General features: G+C 37.9%; 24 protein-coding genes and 1 other annotated feature. Of the genes, 10 read left to right on the top strand and 14 right to left on the bottom strand.

Annotated elements, in window-relative coordinates; genetic code table 11:
• Positions 1–29: 29 nt before the first annotated feature.
• A complete protein-coding gene (locus TY16_RS14770; protein ID WP_043932630.1) occupies positions 30–3059 on the bottom strand; it encodes an efflux RND transporter permease subunit in 3030 nt (1009 codons plus the stop codon).
• Between the two features lie 444 nt (positions 3060–3503).
• Positions 3504–4223, bottom strand: coding sequence for a hypothetical protein (locus TY16_RS14775; RefSeq protein WP_043932631.1), 720 nt, complete (start codon positions 4221–4223; stop codon positions 3504–3506).
• A gap of 216 nt (positions 4224–4439) precedes the next feature.
• On the opposite strand from TY16_RS14775, the gene TY16_RS14780 reads away from it, so the two are divergent.
• Positions 4440–4931, top strand: coding sequence for a hypothetical protein (locus tag TY16_RS14780; RefSeq protein WP_043932632.1), 492 nt, complete (start codon positions 4440–4442; stop codon positions 4929–4931).
• A 488-nt stretch (positions 4932–5419) separates the two neighbouring features.
• On the opposite strand, the gene TY16_RS27210 is transcribed toward TY16_RS14780, so the two are convergent.
• The 5 genes from TY16_RS27210 to TY16_RS14800 all read right to left on the bottom strand — a co-directional run bounded on the left by TY16_RS27210 (position 5420) and on the right by TY16_RS14800 (position 8927).
• Positions 5420–5629 carry a glycosyl hydrolase family 65 protein gene (locus tag TY16_RS27210; protein WP_081772992.1) on the bottom strand — a complete coding sequence of 70 codons (210 nt, stop codon included), beginning with the start codon at positions 5627–5629 and terminating at the stop codon, positions 5420–5422.
• Between the two features lie 3 nt (positions 5630–5632).
• Entirely contained in the window at positions 5633–5800 is a 168-nt protein-coding gene (locus TY16_RS27215; RefSeq protein WP_081772993.1) for a hypothetical protein, read from the bottom strand.
• 9 nt (positions 5801–5809) lie between these two features.
• Entirely contained in the window at positions 5810–6481 is a 672-nt protein-coding gene (pgmB, locus tag TY16_RS14790; protein ID WP_043932634.1) for a beta-phosphoglucomutase, read from the bottom strand.
• Between the two features lie 419 nt (positions 6482–6900).
• Positions 6901–8169, bottom strand: a complete 1269-nt coding sequence (locus TY16_RS14795) for an OFA family MFS transporter (protein WP_043932635.1) — start codon at positions 8167–8169, stop codon at positions 6901–6903.
• A 395-nt stretch (positions 8170–8564) separates the two neighbouring features.
• Entirely contained in the window at positions 8565–8927 is a 363-nt protein-coding gene (locus TY16_RS14800) for a hypothetical protein (protein ID WP_043932636.1), read from the bottom strand.
• A 312-nt stretch (positions 8928–9239) separates the two neighbouring features.
• On the opposite strand from TY16_RS14800, the gene TY16_RS14805 reads away from it, so the two are divergent.
• Positions 9240–10412, top strand: coding sequence for an MFS transporter (locus TY16_RS14805; RefSeq protein ID WP_231505629.1), 1173 nt, complete (start codon positions 9240–9242; stop codon positions 10410–10412).
• Positions 10413–10646: 234 nt separating this feature from the next.
• Here the strand turns inward: TY16_RS14805 and TY16_RS14810 are convergent, their stop codons facing one another.
• Positions 10647–11288 carry a hypothetical protein gene (locus tag TY16_RS14810; protein ID WP_043932638.1) on the bottom strand — a complete coding sequence of 214 codons (642 nt, stop codon included), beginning with the start codon at positions 11286–11288 and terminating at the stop codon, positions 10647–10649.
• A gap of 1007 nt (positions 11289–12295) precedes the next feature.
• On the opposite strand from TY16_RS14810, the gene TY16_RS14815 reads away from it, so the two are divergent.
• Positions 12296–12772, top strand: a complete 477-nt coding sequence (locus tag TY16_RS14815; protein WP_043932639.1) for a hypothetical protein — start codon at positions 12296–12298, stop codon at positions 12770–12772.
• A 174-nt stretch (positions 12773–12946) separates the two neighbouring features.
• Here the strand turns inward: TY16_RS14815 and TY16_RS14820 are convergent, their stop codons facing one another.
• Positions 12947–13330: a hypothetical protein gene (locus TY16_RS14820; RefSeq protein WP_043932640.1), complete on the bottom strand. Its 384-nt coding sequence runs from the start codon at positions 13328–13330 to the stop codon at positions 12947–12949.
• Positions 13331–14190: 860 nt separating this feature from the next.
• Here TY16_RS14820 and TY16_RS14830 point away from each other — a divergent pair.
• Positions 14191–14379: a hypothetical protein gene (locus TY16_RS14830; RefSeq protein ID WP_043932642.1), complete on the top strand. Its 189-nt coding sequence runs from the start codon at positions 14191–14193 to the stop codon at positions 14377–14379.
• Between the two features lie 210 nt (positions 14380–14589).
• On the opposite strand, the gene TY16_RS14835 is transcribed toward TY16_RS14830, so the two are convergent.
• The gene (locus TY16_RS14835; RefSeq protein ID WP_081772994.1) at positions 14590–14925 is read right to left on the bottom strand and encodes a hypothetical protein; all 336 of its coding nucleotides are present in this window, start codon (positions 14923–14925) and stop codon (positions 14590–14592) included.
• A 268-nt stretch (positions 14926–15193) separates the two neighbouring features.
• A complete protein-coding gene (locus tag TY16_RS14840) occupies positions 15194–15973 on the bottom strand; it encodes a nitroreductase family protein (RefSeq protein WP_081772995.1) in 780 nt (259 codons plus the stop codon).
• Between the two features lie 206 nt (positions 15974–16179).
• On the opposite strand from TY16_RS14840, the gene TY16_RS14845 reads away from it, so the two are divergent.
• The 4 genes from TY16_RS14845 to TY16_RS25775 all read left to right on the top strand — a co-directional run bounded on the left by TY16_RS14845 (position 16180) and on the right by TY16_RS25775 (position 17469).
• Positions 16180–16599, top strand: coding sequence for an SRPBCC family protein (locus TY16_RS14845; protein WP_043934758.1), 420 nt, complete (start codon positions 16180–16182; stop codon positions 16597–16599).
• Position 16600: 1 nt separating this feature from the next.
• Positions 16601–16969: an ArsR/SmtB family transcription factor gene (locus TY16_RS14850; RefSeq protein WP_043932645.1), complete on the top strand. Its 369-nt coding sequence runs from the start codon at positions 16601–16603 to the stop codon at positions 16967–16969.
• A 252-nt stretch (positions 16970–17221) separates the two neighbouring features.
• Positions 17222–17326: a YjcZ family sporulation protein gene (locus tag TY16_RS25770; protein ID WP_081772996.1), complete on the top strand. Its 105-nt coding sequence runs from the start codon at positions 17222–17224 to the stop codon at positions 17324–17326.
• A 35-nt stretch (positions 17327–17361) separates the two neighbouring features.
• Positions 17362–17469: a YjcZ family sporulation protein gene (locus TY16_RS25775; RefSeq protein ID WP_081772997.1), complete on the top strand. Its 108-nt coding sequence runs from the start codon at positions 17362–17364 to the stop codon at positions 17467–17469.
• A 258-nt stretch (positions 17470–17727) separates the two neighbouring features.
• On the opposite strand, the gene TY16_RS14855 is transcribed toward TY16_RS25775, so the two are convergent.
• The 3 genes from TY16_RS14855 to TY16_RS14865 form a co-directional block, all read right to left on the bottom strand.
• Positions 17728–19671 carry an FUSC family protein gene (locus tag TY16_RS14855; RefSeq protein WP_043932646.1) on the bottom strand — a complete coding sequence of 648 codons (1944 nt, stop codon included), beginning with the start codon at positions 19669–19671 and terminating at the stop codon, positions 17728–17730.
• 330 nt (positions 19672–20001) lie between these two features.
• Positions 20002–20835 (bottom strand): NAD(P)-dependent oxidoreductase, encoded by an 834-nt coding sequence (locus TY16_RS14860; RefSeq protein ID WP_043932647.1) that lies wholly within the window; start codon positions 20833–20835, stop codon positions 20002–20004.
• Positions 20836–20841: 6 nt separating this feature from the next.
• Positions 20842–20960, bottom strand: a sequence feature (23S ribosomal RNA rRNA prediction is too short).
• A gap of 39 nt (positions 20961–20999) precedes the next feature.
• Positions 21000–22319: a GntP family permease gene (locus TY16_RS14865; protein WP_043932648.1), complete on the bottom strand. Its 1320-nt coding sequence runs from the start codon at positions 22317–22319 to the stop codon at positions 21000–21002.
• A gap of 434 nt (positions 22320–22753) precedes the next feature.
• Here TY16_RS14865 and TY16_RS14870 point away from each other — a divergent pair, with 434 nt between their 5' ends.
• Both TY16_RS14870 and TY16_RS14875 read left to right on the top strand, forming a co-directional pair.
• Positions 22754–23641 carry a LysR family transcriptional regulator gene (locus tag TY16_RS14870; protein WP_043932649.1) on the top strand — a complete coding sequence of 296 codons (888 nt, stop codon included), beginning with the start codon at positions 22754–22756 and terminating at the stop codon, positions 23639–23641.
• A gap of 96 nt (positions 23642–23737) precedes the next feature.
• Positions 23738–24163, top strand: coding sequence for a carboxymuconolactone decarboxylase family protein (locus tag TY16_RS14875; RefSeq protein ID WP_043932650.1), 426 nt, complete (start codon positions 23738–23740; stop codon positions 24161–24163).
• Positions 24164–24413 lie beyond the last annotated feature (250 nt).

The raw sequence follows: 24413 nt of genomic DNA on the forward strand, positions 1-24413 counted from the left end.
TTTTCATTTACACTGTAAGAAGTTTTACATCATGTTAAGTCAATGGATACAGGACTTATATTTTGTACTTGTTTTTTTGCCTTTCGGAAATGGAACAATTCATAGAATGTTGGAATCACAATCAGTGTCAGGAAAGTAGATACAAGCAGACCGAAAATAACCACGACCGCAAGCCCCTTGCCCACAAGATTCAAGCTCATCGCGGATTCGTGCGCAAATAGGAGCGGAACCATTGCAAAAACGGTGGCAAGCGCGGTCATCAAGATTGGCCTTAAGCGAACGGTTCCCGCTTCCATTATTGCTTCCCTGATGTTCATCGTCTTTTCATTGTGGCGTATGCGGTCGACAAGCACGATTGCATTGGTTACAACGATTCCCACAAGCATCAGCATTCCAATTCCGGATGAAATATCAATGCTTGATTTTGATACAACAAGCCCTAAAAGCGAACCAATCGCCGCAAGTGGCAGAGTCAATAAAATCGCAACACTCGCCCGGAATGATTTCAAAGTGATAAGTAGGATCATGAACACAATTCCGATCGAGAATAGAGCGAGTTTCCCGAGCTCCATTAAATCATCGGATGACTGCATGGCGGATCCGGTGATTTCAGCAGTGGTATCGGCGCCAAACGAGTTGTCTTTTTTCCAGACAGCCAAATGCTTATTGATTTCTGCCGCTACATCGACCATTTTCTTTGCATCGACAACAGCGTTGACTTGAAGGTAATGGTGCCCATCTTTTGAAAAGATGGTTCCCGGTTCGTCGGACGCACTTATTGTTGCGATGCTTGACAAGACAACCGGTCCTTCGGGTGTCATCAATTGAAGATCCTTCAAATCGTCTGCCGTGTTGACTTCTTGGAGCGCGCCAAGCTGCACCATTGTGGTACGGCCGTCGATTTCCACACTGCCGATCATAGCAGGCCTGATCATTCCACGGATTGACTGGGATATTTCCTGAGCATTTGCGATGGTTGGGTTTACAGTTACCGTCACTGTCGGCTTTTGATTTTCTTCATTTGTTTCTACTTTTTGGACACCATCAATACCTTCGAACGTTTTCTTGATTTCATCCGCTGCTTGTTGTATGTCCCCCTCATTATTGCCGATGACATCAACAGATACGGTTGTTTTATTCTCTCCCATTAGTCCGGATGTATTGGCGGTTAGTTCCGCCCCAGGGAATTGGTCTTTTTCGTCCCTCAGTTTCTGAACTATTTTAACAGAATCGGCTCCTTCTTTCACGAATGCCATGAACTGGACTTGATTTGGATCCTGAAGCTCTCCAAACTGCGCTGCTTCGGCATTATTCCCGACTTGGACAATATGGTTGACAACGTCTTCCTGTTCAGAAAGAATGTCTTCCATCCTTTTAATCCCGTTTTCAATATCCTCGAATTGCGTTCCACTTTCATAGCGCAGCCAAATAGAAAGATATGCGCTGTCCTTTTGGTCGACTGAACCTTTTGGCATCGTCACAAACAGCACAATCGAGCCAACAATTACCATAACGGATATCAGGATGGGAAGCCATTTATGATTCAAGGACCAGCTCAGTACTTTCGGATAAAACGATCCATTTTTATGCTTTTTCACCTTCACTTTTTTCATCATACGCTGGCTGAGCATCGGTACAACGGTCAGAGATACTAACAGGGATGCAAGCAGTGAACAGGTAATGGTAATTGCAAACGGCCCGATTAAATCTCTTAAACCACCGGAAGCAAGCAGCATTGGAAGAAATACTGCGACAGTCGTTAGTGTGGATGAGGTAATCGCTGCCGAGACTTCTTTAACTGCTTCGACAATAAAAGCAGGAGTGAGTTCCTTTTCCCTTTTTCTCCGGTAAATGTTCTCAACAACCACTATGCTATCATCTACAAGCCTTCCGACCGATACCGCGATTCCGCCTAATGTGAGAATGTTTAGCGTTACCCCAAAAAAGGAAAGTAAAATCATCGTTATGCACAGCGAAAGGGGAATGCTGACAATCGTGATCAGGGTCATACGGAAGCTTTTTAGGAACAGCCAGATAATCAAGGCGGCAAATAAAGCACCAGTAAGTACTTCTCTTGTCATTGCATTGATAGAATCAAGTATGGTATCTGCCAAATTAATGAATACCGTAGCTTCCAGTGTTCCTTTATAGTCCTCGTTAATCTTCTTGGCTACTTCCTCTACCTGTTTACCCATTGTGACCGCATTACTCGTTGAATCTTTCTGCACAATGAGTTGAATGAAATTCTTTCCATTCATGTGCGTAATGCTCTTTGTATCCTTCTCCATTGTTACTTGAGCCACGTCCTTCAGTTTAATGGAAGAGTTTAACTGAAGGTTTTTCATTTCTTCAATGCTCTGTATTTTTCCGGTTACAATGAGGCTCGTTGCCTCGTTATCCAGGGTCTGTTCTCCTACAGCGACCGTTGCATTTTTCCCCTGAAGGAGCGTATACATTTTTTCAAGTGAGATCCCAGCAGCAGCAAGTTTTGCCGGATCGACCTTTATCATGACCTGCTGGTTTTTTGCTCCGTAAGCCATGACATTTCCAACACCCTTGATAGACTTTAGCTTCGGGAGAATCTCGTTTTCTACGAGATTTACTTCTTTGTTCTCAATTTCCTTATCAAAGGTAAGCCCAAGATAGACAACCGGGATCTGTGAGGTATTTAGCAGTACCACGTACGGTTTCATGACTCCAGGCGGTAAATTGACCATCGAGAGGTTTTCTTGAATCTGTTGCTTTGCTTCTCTTAAATCTGTGTCGGATTCAAACGTGATGGTCATCTGAGTAAAATTATTCCCTGTTTCAGCGACCACATTGCGTTTCCCTTTAATGCCGGTTAATGCTTTTTCAATAGGCTGTGTTACCTGTTCATCCATCGTGACGGCGTCCAAGCCATTGCCCACTGCTGATACCGTTATGTATGGTTGATCTGCTGACGGCATAAGCTCCATCGGAATAGTGGTATAGCTAAAAACACCGAAAAGCATCGAGACAATTACGGAAAAAACAACCGCCGCCCTATTCCGCAATGCCCATTTTGTGAACCATGTCATAAACATCCCCCTAATTCATTTTCCTTCCAGTCCAGGAAGATTATACCTAATCACCCATGACTTTAGAACTATAAAACGTAAATGATACCAAAACTTAACAAATGTTTTATTTTTGCAAAAAAAAAGGCCCAGCTGGCAGCTGGACTTAATTGAAAGTGATGAAATAAGATTAACAATGGGTAACTATTTGCATATAAAAAAGGCATGAAGATCTGTTGTGCGTTACTTTACTAGCTATGCCATTCCTCATTTAATCTCATGGCTTTCTTGAATCAGTGTCTCAAAAATTCATCCTAGATTATCCGCCATCAATATATATGCTGTACCTACAATCCATGATGATTTTTCGGAGTTTCATGGGTTTTACCTTTGCTGAGAACCCCTTATGAGTTAAATCCTTATTTATGATACGATTCACCGTCATGTATCTAAATGAGGTAATTCCTATGATCCCAATATAGCGACATACTGATTCTGCAAAACAAACCTATTATCCAACCATGCCAAAGTATTTAAAACAAACCCTAATGAATCAGCATTATATCTCCCCGCAATTTTCTGATAGGCCAATAACTCATACCGCTTATTTAAATCAAAATCTACAGGATATAAGCCACTAAGAGGATTAACAAAACCAGTAATGGCAGTCTTCAGTTTGCCGTTTGCATCATATATTTCATTTAGATAATCGATGCCTTTTGTAGAAATGTCGATAATATACTTTTTACTATTTACCATGCTGACAACTTCCACTTTGTAAAAATCTTGATAAGTAACCTCATATTGGTACTGCTCATTATATACATTAAAATCAAATAATAATTGTGCTGTATTATTCATAAAGGAATAAATATAATGATACATAATTCCGCCACTGCCACCTGTAGCAATACTTATAAAAATATCATCTGCTCCATTCCCAGTAAAATCCCCCAATAATATAGTAGGATTGTAGCCTGAATTTTCACGAATTGGGATACTTGTTAACTCTCCAGTTCTTCCATCTTGAACGAGCAGGGTAATATTTTGGATAAATGGACTCGCAGAAGTCATTGTTCCGGTTAAATAGACATTATCAGGTACTTTATCCCCTGTAACATCCCCCTGTGCAAAGGAAACAATTCTTGGCTGATTCATAGTAGTCATAGAATAATAATTATACATTACATACTCCTTTTCACGTTGACTATCTATCATTTCCTTACGTTAAAATAGAATTATTCCTGTTTTTAAATTAGCTATTTATAAAGTAATATCAATTCGTTTAATACATAAAATTTATAAGTCTAACTGAAATTTATTAGACATTGTAAAGCTTCTACACCACAGTTGATAAAGAATTCAATTTAAATAATAGTTAACTAAAATGGAGGGGACGAAATGAAAAAATTCAGTTCTTTTTATGGTACGGTTACCATGATACAAGATTATTCAGTAGGTTCTGATGAGGAATTAAATGGGTGTTTTAAATTAATGTCCTTATTAATAGGAGATGGTTCGATAGTAAATTTCGTTATTAGTCCAACAACTTATTTTCTTGACCATGTGACGGTTTCAATCGGAGACCGAGTAACTGGTTTTTATGATATTAATGTACCTGTTATTCTTATTTACCCTCCACAATATCAAGCTCTCATTATCTCAAAAGAGAATCCTTATCAAAATGTAAAAGTAGACTATTTTGACAGTCAACTGGTGAGCAGCGATAATCAGTTACAATTAAATCTTTCCAATTTTACCCCGATATTTTTACCGAACGATCAACCCTTCAACTTAAATCCTGCAAACCGAAATTTACTTGTTGTATATGGCCCTACCACAATGAGCATACCAGCCCAAACCACTCCCTATAAAATTATTGTTATGTGTTGAAAAAATCACGCACCATAAATGTATTGTATGGCTCCATAAAGTTATGTCTTATTGATTCGTAACAATTGTATTTCGTTCATAAGAAGAAAAGACCGCGCTTCTATAATCATTTGCTTAAATTTCTTATTTTAAGCCCTTTGCCCAACCCCAACAGGCTGTTTTGCATATCCCTTAGTTTATAAAAAAAGGGATTTGCCTTGAATAATGCATTTAGTCAGGAAATAATTGGTGTCAATGATCAACGAATACCGCACTATTAACCCCAAGTCTGGGATATGGAGCATTATTAACCAACATATCCATATCCATACTCATAATATCCAAATTATAACATTCCGTACTCTCCTTACTAAAATGTAATTATAGAACATGAACAAAAAACGGAGCGCCAATTCTTTGGCACTCCGTTTTCATTTAACTGATTGTATTTTGAATAGTAAGACTTCGCCTATGTCATAAATTCGGCAATAACCGGGGAGTGAAGGCACCTATACAGACCTAACTTCTTTCCCTTCCACAAGAGAAATTACCTCGCCATTATGGGTAATGGCCAAATCTTCCCCTTCTAAAATCTGATGAGTGACAGCATCCTTTTCAATATGTACACGAAGGACTCTGTTCTGGTATTGAAGTTGGAACTGGAGCGAAGTCCATTCCTCAGGAAGAGATGGAGAAAGCGACAAACCGCTTTCCTTCACTCTCTAACCAGCAAATCCAAATACAATCGCCATCCACGTTCCACCCATATTTGCCAGGTGGAGACCATCTATTGTATTTCCATGAGTATTATCTAAATCTAGGCGGGACGTTTCATTAAAATAACGATAGGCTTTCTCTTTATAGCCGTCACCGCCTGCGGCTCCGTTCACTGTAGTAAGTTATTTTAAGTGATATTGTTTTAAAATTTCTTCCAGGTCTAATTGAGTAGTATCGCTCACTAAATAATCAGCAGCCGACAAATGTTCCTTGTCTCCAATCCCTACCGAAAACATACCTGCCTGATTTATAGCTTGAATCCCGGCAGCTGCATCTTCCAGACCAACACATTCATCATAAGGAATGTTAAGATAATCGGCAGCGGTTGTAAATGTTTCCGGGTCTGGTTTCCCTTTCTTTACCTTCGCAGCATCCACAATATAATCAATGTAATCGGTGAGACCAAGCTGTTCCACTACCACTGGGGCATTCTTGCTGGCCGACCCGATGGCAATTTTAATATGATTTTCCTTCAGTTTATTAAAGAGTTCTTCAATACCCGGTAAAACGTCCTCTGGTTTAATCAGCTTAATCAAATTCTTATAATGTTCATTCTTTTGATCCGCGAGTTTTTCTTTTTCTTCCTGAGGCATATCGTTTAAAGCTGGATTTAATGCCAGGATCCGTTCTAAGGAATCCATCCGGCTAATCCCTTTAAGCTGCTCATTAAACTCTCTATCGATCGTTATGCCAAGTTGTTCGGCAAGCTTTTTCCATGCCAAATAATGAAATTCAGCAGTATCTGTGATAACCCCATCTAAATCAAATATGAAAGCTTTCGGATTTTGTTTCATTGTCGTTTCCTTTCTTTTCAAAGAGATTTCTTAATAAAAGGCTTATTAAAAAAGTATGTCGATTTCCGCTGCACAAAGGGGAGCTCCTGAGAATTAACATCGCAGAGACAGGCGCATTTTGCCTGTCGCGAGGCGCTCTTTGCCTGTCGCGAGGCGCTCTTTGCCTGTCACGAGGCGCTTCGCTTTCCACCGTTTTAGTTTTGCGACAAAAAAATTAAAAAGTTGTTTTTATATAATTCTCGAAAATGTTTTAGTTTTTATAAAGCGTTTACATATTAAATTTAATCCTATCAATATAAAAGTCAAGTTTCCGGTTCCTATTGTCTTCATCCAAAGTGATAAATCAAGTAATAAATCATTATAAAAAGGGATGCCTTCTATATAACAAGGCATCCCTTTTACTTTTCAAAAATAACTACTTATCCTATTACCACTTCTTCTTTTCTATTGAATTCTTCACTTTCCAAGTTTACTTTCTCAGGTTTAACAACGAAAATACTAATTAAAGTCGCAATCGTGAACAAGCCCATAATGACATATAACACCATGTCATAGGATTGTGTCTTTTCCAGGACAAGTGCACTTAGCTGATTCCCTGTCAGCCCTGCCCATGCCCAGGCAGATAAAGCTAATCCATGCACTGTTGAAATACTATTTATACCAAAGCGGTCAGATAATAATGGCGGTAAAGAGGAAAATCCGCCGCCGTAACCTGCATTAACGATACAAAGCATTGCGATAATCAAGATGGCGATAGAATTATTAATACCATCAAACACAACGGTTAATAGAATGGCTGTAATTGATGATATAAATATCATTTTATAGATTGAGTTACGATCTTTTAAACGGTCTCCCCATGAAGAGAAAACGATCCGCCCGCCTGCATTGAAAACAGCTGTTAACGAACTGACTATACCAATCGCCCCAAATCCGATGAATGCCAAAATCCCTTTTTCTTGTGAAATTAAAGCCAATCCACATGTAATATTAATATAGAACATGAACCAAATACCGATAAATGTTTTATTTGTTAACACTTTTCTATAACTAAAGCTCTTGTTTTGTACACTTTCTTCTTCATAACCAGCTGGTTTTTTCAAAAATAAATGCCCCACAACCATCATTACTAAATATATGCCTGCTAAAATATAAAACATTGTATATATATTTGCGGCATTTACTAAATTTCCTTCACTGGTTCTTTCTCCGAGCAGCTCCTCCATTAAAGGACTCGCAATTACCTTCGCTAAGCCAAAGCCTGCAACAGCGAGGCCTGTCGCTAACCCTTTTTGCTCCTTAAACCAAAGCATTAATGTTTTCACCGGTGTTAAATAACCGATTCCGAGTCCAATGCCCATTACAATTCCATAAGAAAAGTAAATACCGATCAATGACTTTTGATAAATAAAGAAACCTGTTCCTGCCATCCCGGCTACAAAAAATATCGCTGCAAGCAGGGACGACTTATGTATATCCTTTTCGACAAATTTACCACCGAATGCTGCAGACATACCAAGAACAAAAATGGCTATACTAAATGCCCATTCCACTTCCCCTACTGGTTTCCCAATGTAAGAGGCAATATCGCCCTTAAACAATGACCAGCAGTAAACCGTCCCAATACTGCAGTGAATCAATAAAGCTGGAAGTACAGCACGAATCCATTTATTTTCAAACTTGTTCATCTATTTACTCCCTCCAATATCACTAACCTAAAACACGAACATTTAACCAATAATTAAAAGGTAAGTTCGAATTTGATTTAATAAAACTATTATTTTTATTAAATACTAGGTTAATTTTTTGTTATTTACGAACGATTATATCTCATCTTCAAAAAGAAATAAACAGTAATTGTTATATTTAAATAATTTAAATCTCGCCGTTCCCTATAAAACCAAATAAATTAACCTCAATTTCCTTTACAACAGCAATAAAAAAACAGCCTAATCACACTAATTAGACTGTTTCCAAGTAGAAAATAAATGACCTTATTCACTTATGAGATCTCAACAAGCGTTTTTAGAACTTTTTATAGAAGGCCTGCTCAAATTCCATAGTTTAATTTAGATTGAGCCTGCTAATCAATATTTAGCTCATTCGTGATTCGTTCGAGTAAATTCCAATCTAGTTCCCCATCTAATTTATACGTTAGCTCTTCTATTAGTTGAAAAGCCTTTTGATCCATGCCACCATCATACCCATAATTAGCAAAGTAATGATTTTTAAAATAAACAAACCAATAGTACTGGCTGTATAGTACCTGTTCGTTGGTAAAAGAGGAACCGGCTACTATCTCATCCTTGTATTCCTGTAAGAATAGAAAATAATGAAGCACCTTTTCTATTTCTTTATCGTCAACGGTGATAATAGCAGATAAATCCAGTTTAGGATTCACTGTGTTAAACAAATTTTCAAGTTGTTCTTTCGTGATAATATTCATTTGACCACCTTATTCAGGATAGAATTTTACTGTAATAGGAAGCCCTTCACTTTGGAATTACCTCGTCAATTGTTCAACGGCTTTCTGGTCTGAAACTAACCACTCTATTTTATATTCAGCTGCTCTGGCAGCCTCCGTTTGGCGGCGTGCCTCTTTAGGAATAATTTCTTTTCAACATGATAAATAGATCTTTGGCTTATCACCAATCTTCCCTCCCCTTTTGTTATACTTTAATAATGTTAGACAAAAGAAGACAAAGACTGTGATTTCTATTATTAAGTTTATACATATGCAAAAATGGGGGAAAGCTCTGTGCGCCAGCTAATTTTTTTGTTCATAATTTACACCTCGTTTATAAGTTTAGGACTACCTGATTCTCTTTTAGGAGTGGCATGGCCGAAGATGGTGGGAGAATTTCATGTTGCACACAGTGCGGCTGGGATCATTTCAATGACCATTGCTATTTGTACAGTTATTGCTAGCTTGCAGACTGTACGATTTACAAAAAAATTTGGGACAGGCAAACTCGTTTTAGGCAGTGTATTGCTTACTGCAAGTGGCTTGATCGGATTTGCATTTACACAAAATTTCTTTTTATTAATTGTTGCGGCTCTCCCTTTAGGTCTAGGAGCTGGTGCTATTGATACCTCTTTAAATGACTACGTGTCTGTCAACCTCAAGGCACACCATATGAATTGGCTACATGCTTTTTGGGGAGTAGGAGCAACGCTTGGACCCATTATTATGGGGATTGTTTTAAATAATGATGTTTCGTGGAGAAACGGTTATTTGATAATTGGCGGCATTCAATTGATGCTAGCTATGATACTGTTCCTTTCTCTCCCCCTTTGGAGGCAAAGCGAACAAAAAGTATCCACTGAAACTGAAGAAACCACAGCCCCTTTTGTGGAAGTATTGAAACAACGAGGAGTGGTCTTTTCTCTTTTATCCTTTGTGTTTTATGTTGGATTAGAAGGAATTATTTTTCTGTGGGGGAGTAGCTACTTAATTGAAGTAAAATCCTTATCCGTAGCAACTGCAAGTTTTATCATATCGATGTTTTTTGCAAGTTTAACGATGGGAAGGATTGTATCCGGATTTATCACATTTTGGCTTTCGAATCAAAAGCTGCTGTTGTATAGCGAAATTACCCTACTATTAGGGATTCTTACAGTTGCTTTTGGAAAAGGCAGCGTTATGTATGTCGGATTTACACTCGTGGGCCTCGGGTGCGCTGCAATTTTTCCAACGATGATTCACGAAACCCCAAGAAGGTTTGGAAAGCGCAATTCGAGAGCAATAATTGGGCTTCAAGTGGCTTTCGGTTATGTTGGAATAACCGTCTTACCTCCGTTAGCAGGAGTACTGTTTCAAGGTTTCAGCATGAATCTATTTCCACCATTTTTAGTCATTTTCGCCCTCATCCTGCTTGGAGCAACCATTGTAATTGAAAAGCTGAAAATGCAAAGAAATATGGGTAGCTAAAACAGGTGATTATATACAGTACTATAATAAGAAGCTCAGACAAAGGTTTGAGCTTTTTATGTGCCTGTTTTAGCTGCTGCTAAAGGGCCTGCTAAAAGGTGCAATACATTTAAGCCCCACCTGTTCTGCCGCTGTTCTCGCAATATGCTGCAAGGTTCAAAAGCCGCCATCAACCCATACTCCTGCATCGAAACCGAAATTGAACTGATCCTCGATCATAGTTAAGCAACCTTGCTACAATTCCCAAATTATATTGATTTCACCGGCCATAAAGCAAAGAATCAAACCTATGGAAACCACTTTAATTATTTGCTTTGGAGACTGATATAAAACAAAAATTGTTGCTATCCAGAGTAATATTTCCAAATTATATTTTATGTAAAAATACCAAACTCCAAATGCAAAAGCCTGTCTTGAAATTACTATAAATATAATTGTTGAAATAGAAAGTGCAATTATTCCCTTCCCCTTTGCATACCAGCATACAAATGCCAAAAATGGAGATATAACAGTCATAATAATCCAAATCATCATATATGATCTAGGGAAAAAACCAGCTGCCACAACAGTATAAAGATAATAGCTACTTACCATTCCTATAAAAAATAAAAAAACATTTATGGCAGACCTAACCGGTGTTTTACTATAAACAGAAATTAGCACCGCAAAGAAAACCCAAACTCCAATCCGAGAAAAGAAGTTCCTTAAATCCAATACTTCAACAAAGTATGGCAATATATTGCTGGGAGTTTCATCAAATACCTTGGAAGTTACCCCTAAAAAAACCCCTGCGATAAAAATTAAAGTAGAATATAGAAGTTTATTTGATAATGACATTTTTATTGGCCTACGAATATCATCCAAATATTTTACCATCTTTCCCCTCCGAAACTTTTTCATTTGACCTGGTCAAGTTAATAGAAATTCACTAAAACGAGTGGCAATTCCTTCAAAGTAGTAAAGTGATTTATTTAGTCCGGTTTGTATTTTTTGAACCCATTGTGGAAAGAGGGAGGTTTTATAGTGTTACCACTATTTTTCCCTAACCGAATGCTTAAGTATTTTGAGATACCCTCTGTTTTGTCGGAGCTGACTTTTTTGTTTTTATGGTTATAATAATCAACTTCCACATCAATTGGATTAGGATCTTTATCAGGTCCTATATAAGTCTAACTTCCACCACCATAACTATAGGAGGAGCCATCTGGCATATAGTACACTTCATATCCAATTTGAAGTTTTTCCATTTAAAACAAGAAAAGCATATTGAGTTTCATCCGTCTTTTTTAGCCACAAGAAAGACAGTGTGATTAAATTTGTAAGGACTAAAACCACAATTACCAACATCATATTTTTCTTATAAATATAAACTTCCCCTATTCAATTCGTTCCTTATCTATATATTTATTGTTTTATTTATTTTTTTCATTAGAAATTGCGTCCAATTTAGCCTCTATCCGATTTAATTGCTCTCTGTTTCTTTTTACAGAGCGGGATACGGAAAATATCAACAATATAAAGATAATTGCAATCAGTAAGGTTAACAGTTGAAAAATAATATCGCCAAAATTGACGTCCATTTTCATTACCCCTTTTAATTATATAGTTCCATATATTGTCATTATACTGTATTGTGTGTCAAAACGAATATGACTTCTTAACTTTAATCCTACTTTTCATTTAATAACCAACTGGCGGTTTCGCTTAATAGGATTACACAAATAGATACCTATTCCGTGCCCTTTGCATTAAGAGCTTTCTTCGCAGACATTTGCGTTTTTCTTTCATAAAAAGAAAGAAGAAACCGCGACCATAAATTTACATATATACCATATTGGGGATTGTTGATAAAATATTTACAGAAAGGGGGCTCACCTAAGTAAATGAAGAATAAAAGGAAGAGTTATTACATTGGGACGTTTGCTGCCATTGTCATTTCAGCCTTATTTTTATTATGGTATTTTAAGCTCCCTTTATCTGCTGAAAGTGTATTAAAAGGAATGGACAGTGTGGAAAAAGTTAATTACGGTGAGTATATAGATGAGAAATGGGATAATATCTACAATTATGAAATTGAAGATACGACAGAAATAAACAAACTATTGGATGCAGTCTCCAAAAATGAATATACCAGGGTCTCACATAAAAATATAAGAAATGAAGGCAGATATTTATCATTTCGAATCTTTTATGATGGGTTGCAACACTATAGAGTGGGTGTCAATGAACTGGGCTATTTAGTTATTGAAGATGCTGACACCTATAAATTCACCAATAATCAAACCGAAATTTTCAATGAGCTTTATACTTTACTGGTCCTTGGGAAAGAACCGCTTTATGAAAACGATAAAACCCGATAAAAAAAATAGTCTAAAAAAGCGTGTTGGAACTATTAACTCCGGCACGCTTTTATTTATCTATTTTCGCTAACCTGTATTGGCTGAAACTAGAGAGTTCCCTTGTGCCCTTGATTCGTTTTTCCTTTTACCTTCCCCTGCGGTATTCGTTATTGAAACATCACAACAATTCGCTTACTAAAACTTTTTTATTAATATAAGTGTTCTTCTTAGCGCTACAAAAATATATAGTATTACCGAATATACTATTACACTGACTATGTAATATATTGCGTGTTGTTTTGGTTTAGTGGACAATTCTTCCACACCATGAGCTTGATTATACCATTCAAGTTGTGAGTGATAATACCAGATATAAATTAAAGTGATTATCAACATTATTAGAGCAAGAATAGCTTTTTTATGCTTGATAATTTTAATTAAACTATCTTTAAAAACGTTTATGAATGCTAGTTTAGTATCTTTTTGAGATTCAAAAATCATCATGCTTTTAAACGGTGTTAAGAAGTAAATCAATAATACACCCCAAACAATCCCGAAAATCACAATCTCTGTAACCAAGAAACCGCCCCCCTTTCGATCAATCTAACTGTGGAACAACCCGTTTGTTTTGATGTTATTTATTTTTTTCTACAAGGATAAGATATCCTTCTTACACCCTCTGCCCAACTGATCATAATGCCCTAAATCGTGAGCAATTGTAACAATGATGACTGTAAAAGCCTCGTCCCCCCATCCGCTTCAAGAAGTCTCAGTAATCACCAGGGGGCTTTTCCACAAAAGGTACCCCAATACGGACCTTTACTTTAATTAGTATTCCTACATACATAAAAGAGAATTAGCTTGCTATTCCCAATTTTAACATAATTTTGTATAATTGTATAAAGGAGGGTTGGTAACGTGAAAATAGTACGATTTAGCATCCTTACCGTTATGACAAATGCCTTTCTACTGGGAATCAGTTACCTTTTATCAATAAAGTACGAATTACCACTGATTGATGTAATGTTTTTTGTTGGAGTATTTTCAACCTTATTATCTGTGTATTTTTTTAGCAATCTCAAACACTTTATAATCTATCTTGAGCCCTATACCATGGAATCAGTACAAGTCAACTTTTTTAATGCAGGATCCAGCTTGTTTTTACTGACAGTATTTTTGTACGCATTTCTCCACTAAAAGTAGTCGGTTGTTCTTTACAACGCTACAGAGAAACATGCTCCTTAACCACCCTGTATGATTGCTAAATAAGGAGTGTACTCATCCTTTCTGGTCAACTCATCCATTAAACACCCACACATGCAGATCAAAAACGGCTTTCACTTCAGAACCTTTCTATATTGTAAATTCATACAAACTGCTCTTCTTTTCGATTAGGCTCTTTTACGGAAATCACTATTAAAATTTGGAGGTGTACTTATATGATGTGGTTATTACTATTATCACCGCTTATTATTTTAATTCCTGTCGTTATATATTTAGACAAAAAGAAAGGTGCCGGCGACCCTAAATTAGATACAGATAACTATCGTATTGAGCAAGACTTAGCAAAAACTGACACATATTTTACCACTCCCGGCGGAGATGGTCCTGGAAGCGGCCAATCGTAGTTGCAAATAATATGGACGGGGGCTACTTTCAGCTGGGCGGGTTTCCACTATGGGGAGTTATCCTTATTCAGGTGGTCACCGCTACAAATGCTAAAAGGAAGCACTACTTCTGGGCTAGGATATGACAGCAACTATGAAGTCACTGAAAAAGCTCGGATCTACTCCGAGCTTTTAGCATACCTAAGATTAACATAAGAGTCCGTTAGTTGATTAATATTGTTCTCCACGATGACCGCCATAGCCCCCATGACCCATACCGTAGCCATGATGTCCGCCATAGCCTCCATGGCCCATACCATAGCCATGATGACCGCCATAACCTCCATGGCCCATACCGTAACCTGGATAACCGCCATAGCCTCCATGGCCCATACCGTAACCTGGGTAACCGCCATAACCGCCATGGCCCATGCCATAACCTGGATAACCGCCATAGCCTCCATAACCCATGCCATAACCTGGATAACCGCCATAGCCTCCATGGCCCATACCGTAACCTGGATAACCGCCATAACCCATACCACTTCCAAAGAATTGTCTATCCATTTTAAGTTCCCTCCTCAAATCATTACAAAGACAGTGTATGTGTCCATGTTGGAAGGGGAATAGGCGTCTGCCTATGTGTCTAGGCTGTTATTGGGGAAAGGGGTATGTTTCCTTTTTGTACTGCTGTTTTAAAAAATTGATACAGTCTCCTTTTTATTGGGTTTATATCCTTTACCAAGAAGATGACTGGAGCTTATGCAGTTTAGCCCAAAAGTACCTCCAAGTAGTTGCTCCATTATCCTGGAACGATGCCAATCAAATACAATCCTCACCAATTCTCCATAAAGTTCTGCTTCTCAAGGTAGTTCAGCACTGTCTGGGAGAATTCCGTATGGAATTCTTTCGTATACTTGGCGATTGTATAGATTTGCGCCAGGTTTTTTAATCCCAATTGCTCGGTCATTTCCTTTAGCCTAGGGTTGGCCATATAGCGGTCCCATCCTTTTTCGTTTCGGTCTTTATAGATTTCGAGGATATCTTCATCTGAGTAATCATGGTACTGGTCGTAGTGAACCAGTCCATGCCGTGGCAGCCGATCACGTGGTGACGGGTTTTCGGCTGGATATCCTAATGAATATCCCACAACTGGCACGACGTTGGGCGGCAGATTTAGCAGCTCGCCGATTTGATCACAGTTTGCTAGCGTTGAGCCCATGTAACAGATGCCAAGCCCCGCATTTTCCGCTGCCAAGGCACAGTTTTGCGCTGCCAGCGTTGCATCAATCGCACCTATCATAAAGCTCATGAAGTTATCAAAATGGATAGGCGCATCATTAAGCTCAAGCCATCTCCTCATCCGATTAAAATCAGCACAAAATGTTAGTAACACAGGTGCATCGACAACCATCGACTGCTCCATATGTGCGGTGTATAATTTTTCCCTAAGTTCTTTGTCTCTCGTGACGATGATCGAATATGTCTGCATATTGCCGCTTGATGAGGCGCGAATGCCCGCATCCAGTATTTGATCCAGCAGCTCCTGGCTAACTTCCCTGTCCTCATATTCGCGTATTGATCTATGTCCGTGGATAACATCATTGAATTCCAAATCCATCACTCCTTATAAAAAAACTATATCATTTGATGAGAATATTCTGAAATAATTTTATACCATCTTAGGAAAGGTTTTTTAATTTGTGAAAAAGGAAAACTAGAGGATATTCTATAGGTGGTTGACATGAAACCATTTGGTTTCGTATACTGAAAAAGTGAAACTAAAAGGTGTTATTTTTAAAAGGAAAACAGGGATTTTTTATGGAAAACAGATTGCAGGATATTAAACAAACCGTTGTCTTTAATGCACCGATTCAAAAAGTCTGGGATCATGTGTCAACTGCAGAGGGCATCTCAGAATGGTTTATGCCTAATGATTTTAAACCAGAAGTAGGATATGAATTTACCATACAGTCACCCTTTGGTCCGTCGCCATGTAAGGTTACCGAATATGAACCACCCCACCGTCTTTCATTTGATTGGGACACTGACGGGTGGTATTTAACCTTTGAATTAAAGGAACTCGGCGATCAGACCGAATTCACCTTAATCCATGGCGGTTGGAAGCAGGCAGATGAAATTATTGGTAAGGCTGGCGAAAAATCCTCCGTTATTCGCGACAGAATGTCTCATGGTTGGACTGGCATTGTAGAAAATCTACGCGGTATTGTGGAGAAGTAAGGTGTCATCCTCTGCTCAAAAGCATGATGTTTTTCAGGCCATAGCCGATCCAACACGTAGAGAGGTTCTACGATTACTGGCAGAAAAGGAACGTCCAATTTCCGAAATTACCTCCCACTTTCCAATGAGCAGAACTGCGATTGCTAAACACCTCCAAGTTCTTTCAGAGGCAGAGTTAGTCAGCGGCCGGAAAGTTGGCAGGGAAAAGATTTACCAGCTTCGCCCGGAGCCTTTGACAGAGCTGAAGCAATGGCTGTCCTTTTACGAAAGGTTTTGGGAAAACAGGCTTTCTGTTCTTAAGCATATTGTGGAAAATGGTGAACAAGGGATTAAGACAGTTGATAAAGAAGAGTCGACCGACAATGTCTAGTTGTCGGTTTTTTCTATTTTAAGCTTACAGGTGCCCACTACCAGCCAGTAGTGAGCGAATTTTATTTAACAACTTTAGTCTGAGGCCATATGTAATGCCAAAGAATGCCCCTACCCAGGGTTTTTTTATTTTTTGAGTAAAAGCATTATCTGGACTTTACTACATCTTTGTCTAGTCCTCATTTACTTGTGCCCTTCCCAATTTTTCAGTTTCACATACTCTGTTATTAAGTGCACCGAAGGAGGGGTTGATATGTCTGGTGATGGAGCAGGTTATGGTGGCGGATTTGCTTTAGTCGTAGTCTTGTTTATCTTATTGATCATTATAGGATCTTCATTTGTTGGCAGCAGGTATTAAGAGTAAATAATTTTTCTTTGAATGGAGGTGTTTCTATGGGCTTTTTCGGTGGATATGGCGGTTACGGCGGCGGTTTCGCTTTAATCGTTGTCTTGTTCATTCTTTTAATCATTATCGGCGCAGTTTGCTTTAATGGTTATTAATCGGAAGCGCTGCGAATAATCGTTTTCATAACGAAGTCTGTCTTGGACAGTTCGCGGCTAAAAACGTGATAAAATTACAAGCTAATCTATACAATAAACAGTACCGGAAACAGCTCGGAGATTTACAAACTCCGAGCTTTCAGTTTAAAGGAATATTGTACATAAGGAGCCTTTTAGTTGATTTCTCTTCAACGGCGCCCCATCCCATTCCGGAACCTATAACCGCATCGCCGCAAGTGCGTGTCACTACCCAATTTTTTAAGAAACTCTTTTATCTATTTGAAGAGATTTTTGCAAGTGTATAATCTCATTCTGTATACTTGGGAACTCTTCAATTTCAGGGACGTTTTTTATTGAGGGTGACTGTTGTCGATCGGCCGCATTAGCCATCGTTTCACAAACATAAAGCAATTGCGAAAGGGCTGCATCTGATAAAATAGGTCGATTTTCAATTTTAGAGCAATTTTCCAGCAAATATCCTAAATTCTCTATAGAAAATATGACTGGCCAGTAATATTCAAGTGCTTTTTTATCGACTGGGATCTCACCTGCAGCTGTATCATATAGTGTTTTTAAATTATTTAAATTTGTTCGCATTTTCATTCTTTCTCTGCTTGTTCTCGCATTAAAACCATTCCCTTTGTCAGAGAAAAGAACCAATAAAAATTGCGCCTGACTTCGGATTGTTTTAGTTGTTAAATGCGGTATTCGACTAGAGGCCGACCGTCTTCCTACGAAGAATACTCCTATCAGGCCAATGACACTGCCGATTAAAATATCAATTATTCTGGCGGATGCAAAATAAGTAAAGGTAAAGCTTCCATGACTCGTACTTTCGGCCATAAGCAAAGCACTCGGTGTAAAGAACAACGCAGCAAGACCATAATTTTTTACAATAAACAGCTCTGTAATAAAGGTCAAAAGCAGAATAAAGACAGCGATGATGAATCCATTAGGTTGAGCCATAAGAATTACACTTGCTATCAATATACCGAGAATTGTACCAATTGCTCTTTGAATCGCACGATGATAGGTAGCGACAATCGTAAAGCCTGACATAACTGCTACACACGATAACGGTACCCAAAAGGGCCGTATGAAGTCAAACTGATACGCTATAATAGCAGCAATAATGGTAAAAATACCGAATCGTACAGAAGTAATAAACACAATGGAGTTTTTATCAAAAGCCCCCAAAAAAATAGTCTTGAGTGATGGTTTGGAAATGTGAATCACTTGATTAATCTTTGAAGTTGGTTCATTCATGATGGCATCCGCATCGGTAATTATTTTGAATAACTTTAGAACTGATTCATCCATTTCTTCCGGCAGAAGGATTTTTTCAGAAACACTTTCCTTCCTATTTTTCTGATCAAGCGAATTTGCAATTTCCCGGATACTTTCCCCTAGTACTGGCGGCAATTTTACGTTAATCTTTGAAAAATTTTCAACTACATACAAAAATATCGTGTTTGCATGATCGTTTATGATGACTAATCGATTAAATCTGTCCGTGTTTCTCCAAGGTATATAACCTGCTGCCAGTGTTCCATCTGCTTCCCTCAAGCCTGACATGACTCTGTGTCTTGCCTCATTAAATTTCTCTGTACCCACTGAATCAAGAAACTTAGCCAATTCTAAATATACATTTTTTACAACACCTGTTTCCGGGCCATGGGGATTAAAAAACCACCCAATCATGGCAATCACCCACGATAGTGCCCCTCCTACAAATACAAGACCCGCACGAAGCCAGACAAGTTCTGGTTGAACAGGCATACCAGTTGTCATAGCAAAAACTAAAACAAAAAAGATCGCTGATGGCCCCTTAATTTTTAAAGCTCCAAAAATAAAAATAGCTGCAGCTCCAATAATCCCCATCAAAATAGCTACCGCAAGTGGGTAAGGGGCAGCAAGAGTCCCTAAAGCAGAGGCCAAAGTCATCCCAAGGACGACAAAAAATATCTTTTTAGCTCTTTGAGCATAGGGGATATTGAATACATAAAGATAAGCAAAGCCCCCCATACCAGATATCAGTCCATATTCCAGACTCCCAAATAATAATCCAATAAAGACTGGCAAAAATGCTGCCAATCCTGCAGAAAACGCCTTTACCCACGGAAAAGGCCTCCTATTAACAGTTAATGCCTGTTTTATAATGGATGGGAATTTGGGAGAGACAGAGTTAGGTGTTTGTCTCATACACTGAATGCTCCTTTTCCAGTAACCATTTAGTTGATTTCCATTTGGTACACAATCGGAATTTCAATAGAATTGATTATTATCGTATCAAAACAAAATCGCTAAAGCGATTCTTATGATGTCCCGAAGGCAGGCAAATCATTTGGGCTTTCTTATTAAGTTATTTATCTTTTCATTCTTCTAGTGCTTCCTTCCACACACGTTCAACGCCGCTAAAATAATCAGGCAGCTATAACAAAAAAGAAAAGCATTCTGTTCAACACAGAACACTTTTCATTAGATAGTTTGGATATATTGCACTATTGGATATATTGCACTATATTGTATAATTTAAGCTTTTGGTTTCTCTTTTCCCATAGAGTTAAACAATTGTGTAGATGATAGGGCATTAAATGGCATAGATACATTATGTTTAATCCCTTGGTTGTAAGTTGCGATTAGGTCTTTAAGTAGAACGGATAGAGCAGTTTCTGCTGTCCACTCAGAAACATCGCTCCAGTTTCTAACTACCCAGCTATCACCAGTACTTACTTTCAACAGGTTTAATATCTCTTCTTCAGGTAAGTAATAGTGTTTTCCTAATTTAAGTCCTTCAGCCACCGCGTTCATGTTAACACCTAGAATCATGTTATTAACCAATTTTGCTACTTGGCTGTTGCCTGGCTCCGCGCCATAGTAGAATACATTTGATCCAATCGCATCAAAGTATGGTTGGAATGATTTCACGATTTCTTCTGAACCAGATGTCATGATTGACAATGTTCCAGCTTGAGCACCTGAAGCACCACCACTTACCGCAGCGCTAATTAATCTCAAATCACTTTCTTCTTCAACTTTTTTGCCTAATCCATTCATTGTTTCAGGGTCAAGTGTACTCATAACAATAATGGTTTTATTTTTAGGTTGTGCACTTAATAAACCATCCTCACCAAAAATAACGTCAACATTTTGAGCATAGTCACGAACCATTGAGATAATTGCTTCGTCAGCTTGTTCCGCCACTTCTTTTTGGGTATCTACCATTGTGATTCCAGCAGCTGCTGCCTTTTCATAAACACCTTTAAAGGCATCATAGCCGATTACTTCAAAACCAGCTTTCTTTAAATTGACAGCCATTGGGAAACCCATTGTTCCTAGACCTATAAATCCAATTTTTTTACTCACAATGAATTCCTCCTATATATAATTTTGGTGCGAGTCGGTCAAACCAGTGAGCTATTACGCACTCTTTAAATGGTGGCTGCTTCCAAGCCAACATCCTAGTTTTAAGCAACCCGACATCCTTTTACTAAACGTATACTTTGTTATTTTTTATTATTTAATGAATGTTAAGCTAAATCTAATAGAGCCATAACAACGATTACGGCCATTGCGAGCCAGTGGGTAACACTTATACTGATAAAACCATTTTTGAAGGTATCCTTCATCGTTAATCCTGTTAAATTGTTAAATATAATTAAGAATCCAGAGTAAGGAACAATTGATAGAGCTCCAGATCCAATTGCGATTGCGCGGTGAACCGTTTCAGGATTTAGTCCCATTTCCAAATAAATTGGGGCAAAATTCGCAACTGAAATGCCAATTGCTCCAACAGCTGATGCAGTAATACCGCCAATCAGACCTGTACCAACCATTAATGAGAGTACGGGAGGTCCAGGAATGGATTGAATCAATTGAAATACACCCTTAAACGCAGGAACACCTGTTGCAATGCTACCAAATGCAATTGTACTGCCAGTTGTGATTGTTGATATTAACGATTCGTTAGCACCTTGATTCAATACCTCTTTTTGCTGTGCAATTTGTTTACGGAATAACAAAGCACTCAAAAGAATAGCAACTATTAAAGCTACAATAATGATGTTACTTACAGAACTAAATAGCAGGATTATGGCTAATAACACGATGATAGGCAGTAAACTGATTATGAATGATGGGAGTTCAAGTTTTGAAGTCGCATCACTACTTTCAACCTTTTCATTCACATTAAACGTCTCGTTTTTACGCAAGCTTTTGGACAATGAGAATTTCATAAATACTAGTATGAAGACAATTGCTGCGATGGAAGTGACAATCCCGATTAACGGAGCAGCAGTTAATGTCGTTCCCAAAGCCGTTGATGGCACAACATTGTGTAATGAAGGTGCCCCTGGCAACATCGTCATCGTGAACGTTGAAGTACCACCAAACACAGGAATGGTAACTAATTTCCACGAAATATTAAGTTGTCTGAAGATCGGTTTAGCCATCGGAATTAATGCGAATATGATGACGAATACATTAATACCACCGTAAGTAAGAATGGCTGAAATAATAAATAGTGCAACTAATGCGTTGTACGGGTTCTTGGTTCCTACTACCGACAGTACTTTGTTTGCTATTGAAACCGTTGCCCCGCTTTTATCCATGTATTTCGCGAGTACAGAACCTAATAAGAAGATTGCGAAATTGGAAGCAACGAATCCGGCAAGCGCCGTCATATAAGAATTTTCTTTGCCAAATACGGTTTCTAGTATAGGTACATCGTTAAACAGCAGCACGACAATCGTCGCGATTGGTGCAGCTATGATGATATTGAACTTTTTAATAATAAAGAGAATGATTGTTAGGATACCTAACAATATCCCGACTATTCCTAATATATCCATTTTGATCCTACCCCTTATTCTCTAGTTGTTAAGTATATTAAGTAGGCAACTTTTATCCTGGATAATTCATACTTCCTTAGAACCTTCTCGTTTAGCAATCCATACTAAACAATATATATCTCACTGAAACACTAATTTTTGAATCCAAGATATAATGAATACACCAGCATCCTAAATTTATTTTTATATATTATTAATTAATAAATTTTTAATTAATTTGTCTCGAATTAATGATATATAATAAAAAAATAATCCTTTCACCCGCTACTACGTAATCACTGTTTCTAAAACTTTGTATTTTGATTTCACTCCTTCCTTTTATTTTTAGTTCACAATTTGTTCACATTTAGAGTATACTACCATTCTCAAAATGAGTAAAATGAATAATAAGAATTTAAAGTATGTATTTTTTTCATAGATTGGAGAGTACATTCATGGATATACGTCACCTCACTTATTTTATAGAAGTAGCGAAATACAAAAGTTTTACAAAAGCTTCCGAGTCTCTCCACCTGTCACAACCTACACTGAGTAAAGCAGTCAAGAGCTTGGAAGAAGGATTAAATGTAGAATTGATTGACCGTTCCGCAAAGAAAATTGATTTAACCGAAGCTGGTGAAATCGTTTTGGCTGAAGGGGAAATGATTATGGAATCGTTAAATGATTTATCCCTCAACCTATATGATTTATTGAACTTAAAAAAAGGAAAAATAAAAATCGGCATACCGCCGATCATTGGGTTTTTATTTTTTCCAAAAATCATTAAAGGGTTCAATAATCTGTATCCGGATATAAAAATTACGATCTCCGAAGATGATTCAAATAAAGTTAAACAACAAGTCAAAGACGGATTATTGGATTTTGGTGTGGTTATGCAACCGGTGGATGAAAAGGAGTTTGATGTTATTCCCTTTGTTTATGAAGAACTTGCGGTGTTCGTCCATCATACCCATCCATTTGCAGAAAGGGAAAAAGTTGAATTGATAGAGTTGGAAAACGAAAACTTTATTCTATTTAAGCAAGAACTGATTCATGACCTCATTATCCAAGAATGCCTACGAGCTGGTTTTCGTCCGAACACTGCTTATGAAATTTCTGAGTGGGGTTTTATTAGTGAAATGATTGGCGAAAACATTGGGATATCAATTTGTCCACAACCGATTGCTAAAAAAATGGATCAAGATTTAATCAAGGTCATTTCCATCGATAATCCAAGCCTTCCCTGGAATTTAGGAATGATATCAAAAAAGAGGAAACATGCTTCACCAGCAGTTCGAGAATTTATTCAGTACATTTCAGCACAATTGCCTATCAAATTATGAAAAATAGGAATACATTTCATGAGTTATATGTATTTTACGAATAGTAAAAGCTGCGTTATAGTTATTCCTAAATGACTTTTTAGGAGGAAAACAAACATGGAAACAAATCGATACCAAAGAGGTTTGGATATTATCAAAAAGTATTCTTTAGAAGGAAATGATGAAATCTCATCAGTACAACAAATACGAGACGCATATAGAGATCTTGCACCAGATTTAGAAGAACTTGTTGTTTCATTTGGCTTTGGGGATATTTATTCACGTGAAGGGTTATCGGATAAAGAACGTACCCTTGTCACACTTTCTGGTCTTACAACTCTAGGTACAGAACCGCAATTGGAATTGCATATCAACAATGGACTTAATATTGGATTGACTTCAAAACAAATTGTTGGAGCTGTTATGCACATGCTTCCATATGCAGGCTTCCCTCGTGTTTTGAACGCTCTTGCCGTTGTTAAAAGAGTTTTTGCTCAACGAAATGTAACAGTGCAGGATTACGAAATGGTGTCAAAGGCTTAACTTTGTTTAAGCAAAAGAACTCTTCAGACTGTTGACAAACTCAAAAGAAAATGAGTTTGCCAGCAGTCTTTTTAAGAAAAAGATTCCCGCATCCAAGAATTTAATCCAGCAACTCCTGCTTACTTAACTATCCATATTTACCCATATTGATTTAGGTGGGAAGTTAACATCTTTGAATTCCAATCTTCATCCCTAATAAAAATTACTTCCCCACTTATTAAGAAAGTATAGTATTAATAGCCAACTAAAC

The organism is Bacillus sp. EB01, from assembly GCF_000613125.1.
Taxonomy (GTDB): domain Bacteria; phylum Bacillota; class Bacilli; order Bacillales; family Cytobacillaceae; genus Bacillus_D.